The following is a 16,210-nucleotide window of genomic DNA, read 5'->3' as shown; positions in this document are numbered from 1 at the left end:
ATGTGATGTTGATGGCCCACGATCCCCGGCAGCCACCGGATTGTTTCCGCTGGCCACGACCATAATTTGCCGGCCAAGTTGAGTTCGAGCTCTGCGGGGACAGGCAGTGCGTCAAGGACTGTACAAGGTCGACTTCCACACGGTTCACGGGACCGGCTGCGGTGTCGTGTACGTGACTGAAGGCAAGATGCGCGGCGGCAATTCGGCTTTCGCCTTCATCGGAACCTATACAGGCCAAGGCGACAGCATCAAGGTCAAGATCTCAACCGAGCGCTACAACGACGACCCGTCGTTCAAGGCCTTGTTCGGCATCGACCGGATCATGCTGACGCTCGCCGGCCGCGAGGATGGCGACACGGCCGAGTTCGAGGGCACCGCACTGCAACTGCCGGGCGTTGCCTTCCGCGCCGTGCTGAGCCGGCTCAGCGATTAGGCCGCCGGCTCTGAGATCAGCCTCTCGAGCTTCAGGTTTTGGGCAGCTTCGGAATGCTTTCGGCGAAGCCGTTGAAGCAGGCCAGTCGCTCGTCCTCTTCCTTGAAGAATTTGCAGTCGGCGTAGCCCTTGGCCTTCGCCGGCTTCGGCTTTGGCGCGGGCGGGATAATAGCGTCGTAGCAGTTGAGCCGGTCCTTGGTGCCATCGTCGAGGTCAAGGCAGGCCTGGAGCCGTGCCGCGATCGACTGCGGCTTGCCCTTCGGCGCCGCGGCGGCCGGCTTGGCAGCCGCCTCCTTTGCACCGGCCTTGGTCCCTTTGGGCTTGACCTGCACCAGCGGTTTGTCCCCCACCATCGGTGGCTTGTCGGTTTGCGCAAACGCGGAGGCTGAATAGAGCACCGCGGCAACCGCCAGAATCATCCTCATTTCAGTCAACTCTCTTTGGTCCCCATGTCTGGCCTTCTAGCGCTCTCCCGCGCCGTTTGCCAAGCGCCTTGCGCCGGGCAAGGACAGCCATCAGACCAGGACGGCAGCCGCCGGCCGGGGCCGGCTCACGACCAGCAGGACCAGCGCCAGGACGACGAAGCCGACCGCCACGAAGCCTGTGCTGTGCAGCAGGTCGCGGGCAAACAACAGCCCTCCGACGGCAGAGCCAATGGCTTGGCCGATATAGAGGACCGACGTATTGAGCGCGACGGTTGCGGGCGCGAGCGCCGGGGCGGCCGCGACCAGCCGCACCTGTTGCATCGAATTGGTCGAGGCAAAGCCCAGTCCCCAGATCGCAACGCCTGTCGCCATCAACACGAGGCTGCCCGCGCCAACTGCCCACCCCGCAATGCCCGCCAGTAACAGGCACGTGAACAGCAGCGACGTCCGATATGGCCCCCACGTGTCGACGATGCGGCTCGCCACGACAACGCCGAGGAAGCCGCACACGCCATAGATACCGAACACGAGGCCGATTGCGTCCGGACTCGCATCCGTCAGCTTCTTGAGCAGCGGGCCCATGAAGGTGAACACCGCAAACTGGCCGGACATCTGCAGCATCGTGATCGCGAGCAGCAACAGGATCGCCCTGCTACGGCCGACCTCGCTCCAGGTCTTCAGGTCGACCGGGGTGCCCTTCAGGCCGGCGGGCAAGCGCACCAGCAGCAACAGGACGCTCACACACCCGAGCGCACCGATCATGCCATAGGCGGCGCGCCAGCCATAGCGGCTGGCGATGAAGGTGATCAGCGGAAGGCCGACCGCGGCCGCGAGTGACCAGCCAAGGAAGATATACGCGATCGTGCTGCCGCGCCGCTCCGCCGGCACGATCAGCGCCGCGGTGCCGGCCGCCTGCGGCGTATAGAGCGCGCCGACCGCGAGCATCGCCAGACGGATGACGAGGAGGCTTGCGTAGTCCGGTGCAAAGGCGGAGGCGAGATTGCCAAGGGCAAGCACCGCGAGCGTGGTCGTGAGCAACATCCGCCGCTCGATGCGGCTGGTCAGCCACGCCGTCAGCGGCGAGCCGATACACAGCGTGATCGCGCCAAAGGTGATGAGCAGCCCGGCCGCACGGATGCTGATGCCGAGCCCGGTCGACAACTCCGGCAGCATCCCCGCCGGCGCCAACACCGAGCAGCCAGTGACGAGATTGCCAAGCATCAGGGCTGTCGGCGTGAGGCGGCCGGCGCGGGTATTTTCCATGCAACTGCATGTAGAGCAGGCGTATGGCCAGTTAAAGGGTGTCGTCCGAAATAGTTGGCGCACTGCCCCGGCTTTTGCGCGCCACTTTCTTGGAAATGCCGGATTGCACAGGCCGAATCGCCTGATATATCGCTCGTTCCCGCTTACCTGCGCTCGTTCGCAGGAGTGAGCCTCAGGAGAAAAGCAATGTCCGACCAGCCCAAATCCGAATCCGGCTTTCAATATTCCCTCAGCAACCTGAAGCCCGTGACCCCAGCCGCCAAAGTCACCCTCACCTTCCCCGACGGCGCCCGGCGCGAATACGAGAAGAGCATCACCGGCCTCGAGATCGCCAAGGGCATCTCGCCCTCGCTCGCCAAGCGCACCGTGGCGATGACGCTTGATGACGTGCTCACCGATCTCAACGATCCCATCGAGGCCGACGCCAAGCTCAGGCTGATCTCGCGCGACGAACCGGAGGCGCTCGAACTGATCCGCCACGACTGCGCCCACGTGCTCGCGGAAGCCGTGCAGACGCTGTGGCCGGGCACCCAGGTCACCATCGGCCCGGTGATCGAGAACGGCTTCTATTACGACTTCTTCCGCAACGAGCCGTTCACGCCGGAAGACTTTGCCGCGATCGAGAAAAAGATGCGCGAGATCATCGCGCGCGACAAGCCTTTCACGAAGGAAGTCTGGGACCGCGAAAAGACCAAGCAGGTGTTCCGCGACAAGGGCGAGGCGTTCAAGGTCGAGCTGGTCGACGCCATTCCGGGCAACGAGCCGATCAAGATCTACTACCAGGGCGACTGGTTCGATCTTTGCCGCGGCCCGCACATGACCTCGACCGGCAAGGTCGGCAACGCATTCAAATTGATGAAGGTGGCCGGCGCCTATTGGCGCGGCGACAGCAACAACCCGATGCTGACCCGCATCTACGGCACCGCCTTCGCCAAGCAGGAGGACCTCGACGCTTACCTCAAGCAGATCGAGGAAGCCGAGAAGCGCGACCATCGCAAGCTCGGACGTGAGCTCGACCTCTTCCATTTCCAGGAGGAAGGTCCCGGCGTCGTGTTCTGGCACCCGAAGGGCTGGACGATTTTCCAGCAGCTGATCGCCTATATGCGCCGCCGCCTGACCGGCGATTACAGCGAGGTCAACGCGCCGCAGATCCTCGACAAGGTGCTGTGGGAGACCTCGGGCCATTGGGGCTGGTACCGCGAAAACATGTTCGCGGCGCAGTCGGCCGGCGACGAGGCCGAGGACAAGCGCTGGTTTGCGCTGAAGCCGATGAACTGCCCCGGTCACGTGCAAATCTTCAAGCACGGCCTGAAGAGCTACCGCGACCTGCCGCTGCGCCTCGCCGAGTTCGGCGTGGTGCATCGCTACGAGCCATCGGGCGCCATGCACGGCCTGATGCGCGTGCGCGGCTTCACCCAGGATGACGCGCATATCTTCTGCACCGAGGACCAGCTCGCCGAGGAATGCCTGAAGATCAACGATCTCATCCTGTCGACCTATGCCGATTTCGGCTTCACCGGCGATCTCACCGTGAAGCTGTCGACGCGGCCGGAAAAACGCGTAGGCACGGATGCGATGTGGGATCACGCCGAGCGCGTGATGGCGACGGTGCTGCGCGAGATCCAGGCGCAGAACAACCACATCAAGACCGAGATCAACCCGGGCGAAGGCGCGTTCTATGGGCCAAAGTTCGAATATGTGCTACGCGATGCCATCGGCCGCGACTGGCAGTGCGGCACCACGCAGGTTGACTTCAACCTGCCGGAACGGTTCGGTGCGTTCTACATCGACCATGACGGCGGCAAGAAACCGCCTGTGATGGTGCACCGTGCGATCTGCGGTTCGATGGAGCGCTATATCGGCATCCTGATCGAGCACTATGCCGGCAACTTCCCGCTCTGGCTTTCGCCGGTGCAGGCAGTCGTCACCACCATCACCTCGGAGGGCGACGAATACGCCAAGGTGGTGCTGGAACAGGCGCGGCGCGCGGGTCTTCGGGTCGAGATCGACCTGCGCAACGAAAAGATCAACTACAAGGTCCGCGAGCACTCGCTGGCCAAGATCCCGGCGCTGCTCGTGGTCGGCAAGAAAGAGGCCGAGACGCATTCGGTCTCGGTTCGCCGACTCGGTAGCGACGGCCAGAAGGTGATGACGACCGGGGAGGCTATCGCCGCCCTGGTCGACGAGGCGACCCCGCCTGACGTCCGGCGGGCGCGCGGCGCGGCCTGATCCCTGAAATCGATCTAAACTCGCTTTCGGTTGCGGGCGTGCATGCCTATCTCGGCATGGCACGCCCGCCGACCAGCCGAAGAGGCCATCGCAATGCCAGATGCCATCGAACTCCTGAAAACCCGCCGCTCGGTCAAGCCGCGCGAGATGACCGGCCCCGGCCCCTCGCCGGCTGAGCTCGAGACCATTCTCACCATCGGCGCGCGCGTGCCCGATCACGGCAAGCTCGCCCCGTGGCGCTTCATCATTTTCGAGGGCGATGCGCGCCAGCGCGCCGGCGAGGTGATTGCAAGAGTCTTTGCCCGGAAGAATCCCGGCGCCCCCGCCGCCGATATCGAGACCGAACGCAAGCGCCTCACCGATGCGCCGCTGGTGATCGGCATCGTCAGCTTCACCAAGCCGCATCCCAAGGTGCCGGCGTGGGAGCAGGAGCTGTCGGCCGGCGCCAGCGCCATGAACATCGTCACGGCCGCCACCGCGCTCGGCTACGGCGCGGCCTGGCTGACCGGCTGGTTCGCCTTCGATCGCGACGTGCTTGATGGCCTCGGCCTCAAGGCCGACGAGAAACTCGCAGGCCTCGTGCACATCGGCAAGCCGACCAAGCCGAGCGAGGATCGTCCGCGACCGGTGCTTTCCGAAATCGTGACCCGTTTTTGATCGAAGTTTTGTTGACGCTTCTGATGTCTTGCGGCTTTGCTCCCGGCGAGTGAGGAAGCCCGCATGAAGCGTCGTGAATTTCTGGTCGGGGCAGCGATGCTGGCCGGCACGATGGCGCGGAGCCGCGCTGGCGACATCCCCGCTCCCGCACCCGACAAGCTGCGAGGCATCACCGCGTTCTTCGAAAACGAGGTGACCACCGGCCGTTTGCCGGGCGCGATCGTTCTGGTCCAGCAGCACGGCAAGCCTGTTTATTTCAAGATGTTCGGCGTACGGGATGTCAGGACCCGCCTGTCCATGACGCCGGACACGATCTTCGCCCTCCATTCCATGACCAAGCCGATCACCAGCCTCGCGGCCATGATGCTGATCGACGAGGGCAAGCTTGCGCTTACCGATCCCGTGTCGAAATACATTCCCCTCTTTGCCGCTACAAAGGTGGGAATGGAAATCACCAAGCCCGACGGCTCGATGGCGCTCGAGATGGTGCCGCCTGTTCATCCGGTGACCATCAGGGATTTGATGCGGCACACCTCGGGCATCACCTACGACTATATCGGCGGAAGGTGGGTCGAGCTTGCCTACAGGGCTGCGCATATCTTCGAAGGCCCCTTCAACAACCGGGAATTCGCCGACCGTATCGCGAGGCTCCCGCTCGCGCGCGAGCCGGGGACGCTGTGGCGCTATGGTCATTCCACCGATGTGCTCGGAAGCGTCATCGAGATCATCACCCAGCAGTCGCTCTACGATGCGCTGAAGCAGCGCATCTTCGATCCGCTCGGCATGACCAGCACCAAATTCGTGCTGTCGACACCGGACGAGATCGAACGGATGGCGCGACCGCTGCCGAGCGACCAGATCCTGCTCGATGGCGAGCGCGAACGTCTCGACCATCCGGAATGGCAATCCGGCGGCGGCGGCCTGCTCTCGACCATCACTGACTATCGACGCTTCGCGCAAATGCTGCTCAGCGGCGGCGAGCTCGACGGCAAGCGTTACCTCAGCCCGACCGCCTTCAAGGCCATGACGAGCGATCAGATCGGGCCCGGCTCCGGCGTCGAACGCGACTATTTCTATTACCCCGGCGATGGCTTCGGCTATGGCTACGGAATTGCGGTCCGAACCGATCCCGGCAACGCCAAGCCGCCGCCGGCGGGCTCGATCGGCGAATTGAAATGGGACTCAGGCAGCGGCACCTATTTCGGCGTCGACCCCAAACTCGACATGGTCTACATCCTGATGGAGCAGACCCAGAACGAACGCGGCCGCATCACGCCCGCGTTCAAGGAACTGGTCTACGGCAGCTTTTCGCCCGCATGAGTCGTTTGTTCGAGCATGATCTTTTCGGAAAACCGCTGCGCACTTTTCCGGATCATGCTCATGCCGCCCGTGAGGTGCGCTGACCGAACTCGGCCAGCAGCTTTGCGATCTCGCCAGCCGGGCGCGCCGCGCTGAACAGAAAACCCTGCACCTCGTTGCAGCCTTCGGCGCGGAGCCAGTCGAGCTGATCCTCGGTCTCGACGCCCTCCGCGGTCGTGGTGATGTTGAGGCTGCGGCCAAGCCCGGAGATCGCACGCACGATCGCGACGCAATCGGGCCGCTGCGCCAGATCCTTCACGAAGGAGCGGTCGATCTTGATCTTGTCGAACGGGAAGCTGCGCAAGTAGCTGAGGCTCGAATAGCCCGTGCCGAAATCATCCATGGAAATGCCGACACCCAGCTCGCGCAATTGATGCAGGATCGCCAAATTGGCGTCGGTCTCGGCGAGGAAGATCGATTCGGTGATTTCCAGCTCGAGCCGCTTCGGCGACAGGCCGGATTGCGCCAGCGCCGAGATCACGACCTGAACCAGATTGCGGCTGCGGAATTGCGCCGGCGACAGATTGACCGCGACCTTGACGTCTGACGGCCACTTCACCGCTTCATGGCAGGCCTCGCGCAGCACCCATTCGCCGAGCTGGGTGATCAGGCCGATGTCTTCCGCGACCGGAATGAATTCCGCCGGCGAGACCATGCCCTTGTCGGGGTGACGCCAGCGCAACAGCGACTCGAAACCGGAGATGCGGTCGGAGGCGATCGACACCAGCGGCTGGTAGTGCAGCTCGAACTCGCCATTGGCAAAGGCGCGGCGCAGATCGACCTCCATGTCGCGGCGCTTCTGCGCCTGCAGGTCCATCTCGCGCTCGAAGAAATGGTGCACGCCGCCGCCGTCGGACTTCGCCCGGTACAGCGCCATGTCGGCGTTGCGCATCAGTTCCTCGGACGTGGTGCCGTCGCCCGGCGACAGCGCGATGCCGATGCTCGCGCCGATGACCATTTCCTGACCGTCGATGTCGTAAGGCGCCTTCAGTATCTCGATCAGCAGCGTCGCGCAGGCGCTCGCCTCGTTCGGCGAAACGTCCGCGGCGAGGATCACGGCGAACTCGTCGCCACCGAGCCGCGCTGCGAGATTGGCGCCGCGAACCGCGGTGGTGAGGCGTTCGGCAACTTCTTTCAACAGGCGATCGCCTGAGGGATGCCCGAAGGAATCGTTGATGTTCTTGAACAGGTCGAGGTCGATATAGAGCACGCCGACCCGTTTTCCCGCAGCCTGGTCGAGCGCCTGCTTCAAGCGCTCCTGGAAATGTTCCCGGTTGGGCAGGTCGGTGAGCCCGTCGTGGTGCGCCATATAGGCGATCCGCGCTTCCGCCTTCCGCCGCTCGGTGATGTCGGCCACTGCGACCAGATAACCGTCACGGTCGTTGAAGGGGACGCGGCGGCCAAAGGTGAGCACTTCGATCTCGCTGCCGTCGGCGCGCAGGTGCCGCCAATTGCGCTGGGAGTGATAGGTTTCTCCGACGCGCTCGAGCGCCTCGGTGTGGCTTTCCCACTCGTCCTCGGGCCAGATCTGGTGCAGCTTCATGCGCAGGAAGGCGGCGCGACTATAGCCGTAATGCTGGACAGCGGCGTCATTGACGCTGAGGAACTGCCTGGTCTCGGCGTCGAACACCCACATCGGCATCGGGTTGTTGTCGAACAGCAGGCGGAACGAGGCGTCGCGCCGCTTCATCGCAGTGACATCGGAGATGGTCAGCGAAATGACGTCGGCGAAGGCCGTCGCGCTCATGCGCAGATGACGGCCGTCGCTCTCGATCTCGAGCTGCTCACCGCGGCCGCCCAAAACCGCTTTCAGCAGGAACTCCAAGATTTCGGCCGCGGCAAGCAGTGTGGTGCCATGGCCGATCTTACGCCACAGCAGGCCGCCGCTCGCGACATCAAGCAGCAGCTCCGCGCTCTTGTTGTGATGCACGATTTGGAAATCGGACGGCTGACCATTGGCATCGCGCAGCGTCGCCAGCGAGACCACGGCATCGTCGGTCGCGGAAAAGATCGCATCCAGCAGATTGTACTGCGCACCGCGCTCGTTGACATAGGCGCCGACCAGCGTCGCGCCCCAGCGCGAGGCAGTCGGGAGCGCCAGCAGATCGTAGGTCCTGACCATGCCGTCGCGCACGCAATGGGCGCTGGCTTGGTGCGGCCGTCCGTTCTTGAGCGCGCTTGACACCGCTTCCGACAGCGCTGTGGCGCAATCCGGCGCCAGCTCCTCGACCGGAATGTCCCAGCGCTCGTCGCCGAGCCATTTCTGCACGTAGCGTCCGCTGCGCGACAGTTCGAGCGTGCCCTCACCCTTGAGCAGCGCGATGTGATCGGCCATCCGTCCAAGGCTGCCGAGCATCACGTCTTCATATCGCGGCAGCCGGTCACCCGGCCTCAATGCGGCACGCCATTTGCGCTGAAGCACCGGGATGTCGTCGAACATTTCGGTGGCCGGTTTGCCCGGCATCTTCTTCGCGGCACTCATTGCAGTCCCCAACGCACTTTCCGTGCGCATCCAAGGGCTGGCTCGCTTAATGGCGTGTAAAAAGGACGCAGACGCAGGTTCCGGATCAGTGATTATGACAGTTTTAAGTCGCGCGTTGGTTAGTGGGCGTTAGAGACTGTGACGGTTGCTTGAAATGCGGGGTGTCTCTTTTGCGAACAGCTGCATCCACGTCGTCATTGCGAGCGTAGCGAAGCAATCCAGGGTCTTTCCGCAGACGCATTCTGGATTGCTTCGCTACGCTCGCAATGACGGAGCAAAGCAGACACACCTTCGCATCCTCGCGGCTACGACGCCTCCCCGGCCAATCGCTCAATCACGAGATCCAGCAGCGCGCGCAGGCGCGCGAGCCGCCGGAGATCGCGGTGATAGCCGACATAGGTGTCACGGCCCGGCGGGCTCACGCCGATGTGGAGCGCGACCAGGCGGCGGTCGCGATCACCGAGCGGACGCGGCAGCACTGCGAGGCCGCCACCTGCGGCGCAAAGCTCGGCCTGCACCTGCCTGTTGTTGCTGCGCGCGGCGATCTCCGCCTTCGGCAAATTGCGCTTCAGCCAGACGGCGTCGGGCATCTCGGCGAATTCGGCGTTCATGGTCACGACGCGGACACCGCTGCCGTCGCCGGCGCGCGGCGGCTTGCAGCCTTTCTTGCCGTAGAGCGCATAGGGAATGTGCAGCAGTTTCCTGGAAATGACCTCGGGCTCGCTGAACGGCTTGATGCGAAAGACGAGATCGGCTTCGCGCCGCGGCAGGCTGTAGAGCCGGGCATCGGTCAGGAGCTCGACAATCACCTTGGGATGGCGCTTGCCGAAGGCCGCGATGACCGGCGACAGCATCAGCGTGCCGAACCAGTCCGACGAGGACAGACGCAAGGTCCCGTCGAGCTGCGTCTCGGCACCTGTCGCCTGCCGCTGCAGCGCGAGCGCCTCCTCCTCGATCCGCTCCGCATGGGCGAGCACAGCCATGCCTTCGTCGGTGAGGACAAAACCGTCGGCCGTGCGCTGGAATAGCGTTTGCCCGAGCGCATGCTCCAGCACACGCAGCCGCCGTCCCATCGTCGGCTGGGTCTGCCCGATTTTTCGCGCGGCAGCCCCTAACGTACCCTCGCGCGCAATCGCCAGGAAGATGCGCAGATCGCTCCATTCCATCGGATCCCCCGCCCATTCAAAAATGCACGAATATCGTACGCTATTGTTTCTTCTCATGCAAAAAATCATGGGCATATTGGAGGCCGACAACGGGAGCAAGACGGCCATGACCAGACCATCGACGATGCGAGCAGGCGTGCTGGAGACCCACAACGCCCCCTTGCGCATCTCAACCATCTCCACGCCCGAGATCGGCCCGCGCGAGGTGCTGGTGCGTATCCGCGCCAGCGGCGTCAATCCGCTCGACACCAAGATCCATGCCGGCGCGGCCGCGCATGCGCGCCAGCCGCTGCCGGCGATCCCCGGCATCGATCTCGCCGGCGTGGTCGAGCAGACCGGGCGCGAGGTCTCGCGCTTCAAGGTTGGCGATGAGGTCTATGGCATGACCGGCGGAGTCGGTGGCGTGCAGGGATCGCTCGCCGAGTTCGCCGCCGTCGATGCCGACCTGCTGGCGCTGAAGCCAGCCAATCTCAGCATGCGCGAGGCTGCCGCCCTGCCCCTCATTTTCACCACCGCGTGGGAAGGCCTGATCGACCGTGCCGCCCTGAAGGCCGGACAGAAGGTATTGATCCATGGCGGCGCGGGCGGCGTCGGCCATGTCGCGATCCAGATCGCGCGCGCGTTCGGCGCGGAGGTGTACGCAACGGGCTCGGCCTCACAGCGCGCGACTATCGAAGGTTTTGGTGCTGTATTCATCGACCGCGACAGTTCGGTCGAGGCCTATGTCGCCGAACATACCGGCGGCCGCGGCTTCGACATCGTCTACGACACCGTCGGCGGCAAGGTGCTCGATGCCTCCTTTGCGGCGGTGCGCCACTTCGGCCATGTCGTCAGCGCGCTCGGCTGGGGCACGCATGCGCTGGCCCCGCTGTCGTTCCGCGCCGCCACCTATTCCGGCGTGTTCACGCTGCTGCCGCTGCTGTCAGGCGAAGGCCGTGCGCATCACGGGGAGATCATGGCAGAGGCCACGCGCCTCGCTGAGGCCGGCAAGCTCGTGCCGTTGCTGGATGCCAGGCGCTTTTCGATGGAGAGCGTTGGCGAGGCCTATGCGCTGATCCGCGATCACGCCGCCAAGGGCAAATTGGTGGTCGATATCTGACGGCGCAGAACTGCCGCTAATCCTCGCTCGACGCCGCCGAGCGGTTGCGCAAATAGGCCTGCGACAATAGGAAAAATAGTGCGCGCTCGCCGTGATATTTGGCTGACGGCCGCGTGCGTTCGAAGCCGTCGGCAAAGATCTTGCCGGACTGGTCGGAGACCTGCCACCGCCAACCGAACCGTTTGCGCCTGGTAAGGATCACTTCGAACATGCCGACGCGCTTTGGTCCCCTGCCCCTTGCCGGCTACGCGAGCCGCCAAGGCTGCGCCGGCGTCCCCCATTGGACGGATGCCCGACATATAACCCAGCAGGATGGAAAGCGAATGAAATTGATTATCGGAAATGCGTATCTTGCAAAGGTAATAGCGAAGTCGAGGTGAGGCCGGAATAAGCCGATGTCGCCGGTGTTCTCTATCTCCTTCGCTGGCGGCTTGGTCGCGCTTACTGCAGTATTCAAAGCGAAACACAGTGGGAATGCCCGGTAAGCGAACGCTCACCGAGCCTTCACAACAAATGTTAGCGGCCAACCCGTGCCTGGAGGTGCGCAGGATAGCGCTCGCCTTGCACCGCGACCGTGGCGAGCACGTCTGCAATGGCCGCAAGATCGGCTTGCGACAGCGTTACTGCAGCCGCGCCGAGATTTTCCTCGAGCCGGTGCAGCTTGGTGGTGCCGGGAATCGGCACGATCCAGGGCTTTTGCGCCAGCAGCCAGGCCAGCGCGATCTGCGCCGGCGTCACTTTCCGGGACGCAGCGATCTCGGCGAGCAGATCGACCAATGCCTGATTGGCCTTGCGTGCGTTGGATGAGAAGCGCGGTACGATGTTGCGGAAGTCGCTGCTGTCGAACGTCGTGCTCTCGTTGATCGCGCCGGTGAGAAAGCCTTTGCCGAGCGGGCTGAAGGGCACGAAGCCGATACCCAGCTCTTCCAAAACAGGCAAGATCTCCTGCTCCGGCTCGCGCCACCACAGCGAATATTCGCTTTGCAATGCGGTGACGGGCTGGACCGCATGCGCGCGGCGAATGCTCGAGGCGCCCGCCTCCGACAGGCCGAAATGCAGCACCTTACCCTCGCGGATCAATTCCTTCACCGCGCCGGCAGTGTCCTCGATCGGCACCGCGGGATCGACGCGATGCTGATAGAATAGATCGATGCGGTCGGTCTTCAGCCGCTTCAATCCGGCCTCCGCCACCGCCTTGACGTTGGCGGGGGAGCTGTCGAGCCCGGCTTCGACCTTGCCGCCCTTGAAGCCGAACTTGGTGGCGATCACCACCTTGTCGCGGAAGGGCGCCAGCGCCTCACCCACCAGTTCCTCGTTGACGAAGGGGCCATAGGCTTCCGCGGTGTCGAAGAAGTTGACGCCGCGCTCGAACGCGGTCCGGATCAGCGCGATCGCCTGCGACGTCTCGGTCGCGGGGCCATAGCCGTAACTCAGTCCCATGCAGCCGAGACCGAGGGCCGAGACCTCCAGGCCACTTTTGCCGAGTTTGCGTGTCTGCATGTCAAGCTCTCCTTGCAGATTGATATCCGGCGGCGAACTTAGGCCGCGCGCGAGCCTGCAATTAGATGATAAAACCGGCATGTACTCATAATCTGGATTCATGAATGGCTCGCACCAACACCAACGACCTGCTCGCCTTTCTCGCCGTCGCGCGCGAGCGCAGTTTTACCCGCGCTGCCGCACAGCTCGGGGTGTCGCAATCGGCGCTCAGCCACACCGTGCGCGCGCTGGAGGAACGGCTTGGCCTGCGGCTCCTGACCCGCACCACCCGCAGCGTGGCGCCGACCGAGGCCGGCGAGCGGCTGCTGCGCACGATCGGGCCGCGTTTCGACGAGATCGACGCCGAGCTGTCGGCGCTCACCGCGCTGCGTGCCACGCCAGCGGGCACGGTCCGCATCACCACCGGCGAACACGCGGCACAGGCGATCCTGTGGCCGGCGCTCGCAAAGCTCCTACCGCGCTATCCTGACATCAAGGTCGAGCTCATCATCGACTACGGCCTCACCGATATCGTCACTGAACGCTACGACGCCGGCGTCCGTCTCGGCGAGCAGGTCGCCAAGGACATGATCGCCGTACGGATCGGACCGGAGATGCGGATGGCCGTGGTCGGCGCGCCCGCCTATTTTGCGGCGCGCAGCAAGCCGAAACAGCCGCAGGATCTCACCGAGCACAATTGCATCAACCTGCGCCTGCCGACCTATGGCGGAATCTATGCCTGGGAGTTCGAGAAGCGCGGCCGCGTCGTGAAGGTTCGCGTCGACGGCCAGCTCGTATTCAACACCGGCCTGCTCAGGATGAATGCTGTGCTGGCCGGGTTTGGCTTGGCCTACATCCCAGAAGATCTGGTGAAACGCGAGATCGCCAATGGCCGCCTGATCCGTGTGCTCGCCGAGTGGTGCGCGCCGTTCGCGGGCTATCATCTCTATTACCCGAGCCGGCGACAGCCGACGCCGGCCTTCGCCGTGCTAGTGGAGGCGCTGCGCTATCGGAAGTGAGGGTCAGCGCACAATGCGACAAACTGCGATGCGCTCGTCATACCGCTTGCGGCGAATTCCGAAGGCTGTCAGGGCAGAGCTAACTCCGGCCGCCTCGATCTGGCGCCGACAAAGGATGCGCTCCGCGCTCGCCAATTCCATCGACGGGACTCATTCGCGTTGCGACGATGCCGATTCGATTTCGATAGACCAACTCGCCACCTTTCCAACCCGTGACGGCAAGCGGCCCGATAGCCACAACCAGCGCGAACGCGACTACCAGATTCGCCTTCTTGCCTTGAATCGCTCTCGCCGCCTCAAACACGGCAATGAACCACCAGACGACGGCAGTCGCGATCGCCCATCGCCGGTGGTCGATCATGAAGATCGTTTGAGACGCGTCATGAGCGACCGTGAAGAAAGCGTCGATTCCCGCAATCACGGTCAGGATCGACAGCGCAGCTCCTGTCCAGAGGTTTATCCGGGCCGCGACGACCACGACGCCCGCCCAACTGCGTCCGCCCGCGATTTGACCGAGGGCATACAGCGCCGTTGCCACGACGTACAGGGCGATCGTGAAATGCACAAAAATCGGATGCCAATTCGGAACGATCTCGGGCATCGCAATACTCCTATTTTGCTTTCTCGACGTGATCGGATTTCCGCGTCTTCGCTCCCGTCTGCAAATTCTCCAGCGCAGTAACGAAGAATAAAAACATTCTGGACGCGAGGCTCGCGAGCTTGTTCGCCCGCAGACCAGCGATCGCTGACTGGAAACCGAGACCCTGTATGATGCAGAAGTACAGGGTTGCCGCATCGGAGATGCTTGTGCCCTTCGGAAGTTGACCATCCTTGACTGCCTCCTTCAGCAGATCGGTCACGTGCCGTTCGTACAGGACATGAAGCTTTTGAAACTGTTCGTTGAGCGTCGGGTAACGATGCCGAAGATCGTCCGACATCACCACCTTAACGATTGCGGGAAATTTCTCGATCAGCCCGACGTGACCGACGAGGATTTTCTCGAGGCGAGCGAGCGGCGGCTCGTTGCTGTGGTCGTGTAGAGCGCGCCTCCAGACGCCTTCCAGGCTCTCCTGCAGCCACGCCAAAACCTCGGTCCAGAGCGCCTCTTTTGTAGAGAAATGCCGAAACACCACGCCTTGGGATCGACCAATCGTATCTGCAATGAGCTGCGTACTTACCGAGTCCGCACCTCGTTCGTGGACCAGTCGCAAGACCGTCTGCACGATCTGCTCCTTCCGGTCTTCGGCTTGCAAGCGTTCGCGGCTGAGAGACGAGGTGGTTTCGGCGGCCATTTCTGACATCCTTGATTAGATAGCGAGTACATACTATCTATCGGCCTTGAAGTTTGCTGTCAACTCCGCACAAACGACAGGAGCATGCGTTGGATCTCAAACAGCTTCGCTTGGTCATGCCTCTTGCGACCTGCCAGGCAGCGCTACTGACAAACAATATCGTCGTTATCGGCCTCAACGGCTTGGTGGGCTATGCCCTGCTCGGCGAAGACAAGTCGCTGGCAACATTACCTATCGCGACCTACATCGCCGGTACTGCAGCCATGACCTTCCCCGCGTCGCTCTGGATGAGACGGTTTGGACGCCGACACGGGTTTCTGGTGGGGACGGCCATCGGGCTATTAGGCGCACTCATCTGCATCGCCGCGTTGTTCATGAGCAGCTTTGTAATCTTGTGCATCGGAACGCTGCTGATTGGAGCCTACAACGCGTTCGGACAATATTATCGGTTTGCTGCTGCGGAGATGAGCGGCCGAGAGTTCGCTGGCCGCGCCATTTCGATGGTCCTTGCCGGCGGCATCGTGGGGGCAATCGTGGGTCCCGAGGTAGCCAAGCGGACCAAAGACCTCTTTGCGGTCCAATTCGCGGGGACCTACATTTTCCTGGCCTGCCTGGCGCTTGTGGCCCTGGCAATCCAGGCCAGCCTGCGTTTGCCGATCATCAAGGACGAAATGGAGCAATCCGAGAGTCGGCCGATTTCGCAAATCGCGCGTCAGCCCGGATTCATCATGGCGGTTCTCAGCAGCACACTCGGATATGCAGGCATGAGCATGCTGATGACGTCGGCTCCGATCGCGATGATCTCTCACCATCACGGATACGCTGACGCTGCGTTCGTGATCCAGTGGCATGCTTTGGCAATGTTCGCCCCGTCGTTCGTGACGGGTGCATTGATCAAGCGCGCGGGTGCAGCCGCGATCATCCGGCTTGGCGCGCTTTTGATGCTCGCTTGCGCTGTCGCGGCCGTAATTCTTGGAACCGGCGTAAACGCCTTCTGGGTTTCGCTGGTTCTCTTGGGAGTTGGCTGGAATTTTCTCTATGTCGGCGGAAGCACGCTGCTGACGAAAAACTATCGCACTTCAGAGGGCGCCAAGGCTCAGGCATTCCACGATCAAACGGTCTTCCTATCAACCGCCATCAGCACGGCATTGTCCGGCTGGCTACTCCAGCGGGTCGGATGGCAGACCTTGCTCGGCCTGACGGCCGCCTTGGCCACGATCGTCTTGCTGGGGAGCGTCTGGTTTACCGAACCAAATCGCAAGGGGGCACAACTCGCAAGGGAGTCGCGGTAAGCCACATTACGTCGAG

Annotated in this window: 15 protein-coding genes; 7 read left to right on the top strand and 8 right to left on the bottom strand. The window is 63.0% G+C overall.

The window, feature by feature from the left end; genetic code table 11:
* The first annotated feature begins 106 nt into the window (after positions 1-106).
* Positions 107-433 (top strand): GrlR family regulatory protein, encoded by a 327-nt coding sequence (locus L6639_RS35660; protein ID WP_237866287.1) that lies wholly within the window; start codon positions 107-109, stop codon positions 431-433.
* Between the two features lie 31 nt (positions 434-464).
* Here the strand turns inward: L6639_RS35660 and L6639_RS35655 are convergent, their stop codons facing one another.
* Together L6639_RS35655 and L6639_RS35650 are read right to left on the bottom strand one after the other, a co-directional pair.
* Positions 465-857 (bottom strand): hypothetical protein, encoded by a 393-nt coding sequence (locus L6639_RS35655; RefSeq protein ID WP_237866286.1) that lies wholly within the window; start codon positions 855-857, stop codon positions 465-467.
* Between the two features lie 90 nt (positions 858-947).
* On the bottom strand, positions 948-2,120 hold the full coding sequence (locus tag L6639_RS35650; protein WP_237866285.1) for an MFS transporter: 1,173 nt from the start codon (positions 2,118-2,120) through the stop codon (positions 948-950).
* Positions 2,121-2,306: 186 nt separating this feature from the next.
* On the opposite strand from L6639_RS35650, the gene thrS reads away from it, so the two are divergent.
* The 3 genes from thrS (at position 2,307) to L6639_RS35635 (ending at position 6,326) form a co-directional block, all read left to right on the top strand.
* Positions 2,307-4,349 (top strand): threonine--tRNA ligase, encoded by a 2,043-nt coding sequence (thrS, locus tag L6639_RS35645; RefSeq protein ID WP_237866284.1) that lies wholly within the window; start codon positions 2,307-2,309, stop codon positions 4,347-4,349.
* Positions 4,350-4,442: 93 nt separating this feature from the next.
* The gene (locus L6639_RS35640; RefSeq protein WP_237866283.1) at positions 4,443-5,006 is read left to right on the top strand and encodes a nitroreductase family protein; all 564 of its coding nucleotides are present in this window, start codon (positions 4,443-4,445) and stop codon (positions 5,004-5,006) included.
* Positions 5,007-5,069: 63 nt separating this feature from the next.
* Complete coding sequence (locus tag L6639_RS35635) at positions 5,070-6,326, top strand: serine hydrolase domain-containing protein (protein ID WP_237866282.1); 1,257 nt, start codon at positions 5,070-5,072, stop codon at positions 6,324-6,326.
* A gap of 58 nt (positions 6,327-6,384) precedes the next feature.
* Here L6639_RS35635 and L6639_RS35630 read toward each other — a convergent pair whose 3' ends face one another.
* Positions 6,385-8,847, bottom strand: a complete 2,463-nt coding sequence (locus tag L6639_RS35630) for a putative bifunctional diguanylate cyclase/phosphodiesterase (RefSeq protein WP_237866281.1) — start codon at positions 8,845-8,847, stop codon at positions 6,385-6,387.
* A 305-nt stretch (positions 8,848-9,152) separates the two neighbouring features.
* Positions 9,153-10,013 carry a LysR family transcriptional regulator gene (locus tag L6639_RS35625; RefSeq protein ID WP_237866280.1) on the bottom strand — a complete coding sequence of 287 codons (861 nt, stop codon included), beginning with the start codon at positions 10,011-10,013 and terminating at the stop codon, positions 9,153-9,155.
* Positions 10,014-10,119: 106 nt separating this feature from the next.
* On the opposite strand from L6639_RS35625, the gene L6639_RS35620 reads away from it, so the two are divergent.
* Positions 10,120-11,112, top strand: coding sequence for a zinc-dependent alcohol dehydrogenase family protein (locus tag L6639_RS35620; RefSeq protein WP_237866279.1), 993 nt, complete (start codon positions 10,120-10,122; stop codon positions 11,110-11,112).
* 16 nt (positions 11,113-11,128) lie between these two features.
* On the opposite strand, the gene L6639_RS35615 is transcribed toward L6639_RS35620, so the two are convergent.
* Together L6639_RS35615 and L6639_RS35610 are read right to left on the bottom strand one after the other, a co-directional pair.
* Entirely contained in the window at positions 11,129-11,323 is a 195-nt protein-coding gene (locus L6639_RS35615) for a hypothetical protein (protein WP_237866278.1), read from the bottom strand.
* Positions 11,324-11,628: 305 nt separating this feature from the next.
* On the bottom strand, positions 11,629-12,612 hold the full coding sequence (locus L6639_RS35610) for an aldo/keto reductase (protein ID WP_237866277.1): 984 nt from the start codon (positions 12,610-12,612) through the stop codon (positions 11,629-11,631).
* Between the two features lie 104 nt (positions 12,613-12,716).
* On the opposite strand from L6639_RS35610, the gene L6639_RS35605 reads away from it, so the two are divergent.
* A complete protein-coding gene (locus L6639_RS35605) occupies positions 12,717-13,610 on the top strand; it encodes a LysR family transcriptional regulator (protein ID WP_237866276.1) in 894 nt (297 codons plus the stop codon).
* Between the two features lie 79 nt (positions 13,611-13,689).
* Here L6639_RS35605 and L6639_RS35600 read toward each other — a convergent pair whose 3' ends face one another.
* On the bottom strand, positions 13,690-14,211 hold the full coding sequence (locus L6639_RS35600; RefSeq protein ID WP_237866275.1) for a DUF2231 domain-containing protein: 522 nt from the start codon (positions 14,209-14,211) through the stop codon (positions 13,690-13,692).
* Between the two features lie 10 nt (positions 14,212-14,221).
* On the bottom strand, positions 14,222-14,902 hold the full coding sequence (locus tag L6639_RS35595) for a TetR/AcrR family transcriptional regulator (RefSeq protein ID WP_237866274.1): 681 nt from the start codon (positions 14,900-14,902) through the stop codon (positions 14,222-14,224).
* A gap of 89 nt (positions 14,903-14,991) precedes the next feature.
* Here L6639_RS35595 and L6639_RS35590 point away from each other — a divergent pair, with 89 nt between their 5' ends.
* On the top strand, positions 14,992-16,194 hold the full coding sequence (locus tag L6639_RS35590; RefSeq protein WP_237866273.1) for an MFS transporter: 1,203 nt from the start codon (positions 14,992-14,994) through the stop codon (positions 16,192-16,194).
* Positions 16,195-16,210 lie beyond the last annotated feature (16 nt).

The sequence above is a fragment of the Bradyrhizobium zhengyangense genome, from assembly GCF_022012555.1.
GTDB classification, from domain to species: Bacteria; Pseudomonadota; Alphaproteobacteria; order Rhizobiales; family Xanthobacteraceae; genus Bradyrhizobium; species Bradyrhizobium zhengyangense.
The sequence above is the reverse complement of the archived record's forward strand: the minus strand, read 5'-3'. Positions and strand labels throughout refer to the sequence as shown.